The organism is Alcanivorax sp. HI0083 (assembly GCF_001635175.1).
This window is the reverse complement of the sequence record NZ_LWFX01000480.1, coordinates 1-578: the sequence shown is the minus strand read 5'-3', so window position 1 is coordinate 578 and position 578 is coordinate 1. Positions and strand designations below refer to the sequence as shown.

Annotated in this window: 1 protein-coding gene; it reads left to right on the top strand. The window is 56.1% G+C overall.

Going from position 1 to position 578, the window contains the following annotated elements; all coding sequences use genetic code 11:
* Positions 1–74: 74 nt before the first annotated feature.
* The gene (ndk, locus tag A3754_RS04940; RefSeq protein ID WP_007148916.1) at positions 75–506 is read left to right on the top strand and encodes a nucleoside-diphosphate kinase; all 432 of its coding nucleotides are present in this window, start codon (positions 75–77) and stop codon (positions 504–506) included.
* The last annotated feature ends 72 nt before the right edge of the window (positions 507–578 follow it).

Here is a 578-nt window from a genome sequence, read left to right as displayed (position 1 = left end):
CCCTGTCATTGCCCCGGACAGCCCTTGCTGTTGCCGAGGACCACATTTAACGCAAATCTGGAGTGAACTGACTGATGGCTGTTGAGCGCACACTCTCTATCATCAAGCCTGATGCCGTGGCCAAGAACGTGATCGGCGAAATCGTTACCCGTTTCGAGAAGGCTGGCCTGAGCGTGGTTGCCATGAAAATGGTACACCTGAGCGACGAAAAGGCGGGCGGCTTCTACGCTGAGCACAAAGAGCGTCCTTTCTTCAAGGATCTGGTGGGCTTCATGACCAGCGGTCCTGTGGTTGTACAGGTTCTGGAAGGCGAAGACGCGGTTGCCAAAAACCGTGATCTGATGGGTGCTACCAACCCGAAAGAAGCCGAAGCCGGCACTATCCGTGCAGATTTTGCGGAAACAATCGATGCAAACGCGGTCCATGGTTCTGACTCCACCGAGTCAGCCGCCCGCGAACTGGCCTACTTCTTCTCCGACGAAGAACTGTGCCCGCGCGCCAGCTAATATCCGCTTGCGTGCAATACCAACCACGGCCTCGGGCCGTGGTTGGCGTTTAAAGGAAACCCGGTTTCCTAT

Excerpts from the sequence above, each read along its gene's own strand:
- ndk (WP_007148916.1), top strand. The coding sequence starts at position 75 with ATGGCTGTTGAGCGCACACTCTCTATCATCAAGCCTGATGCCGTGGCC.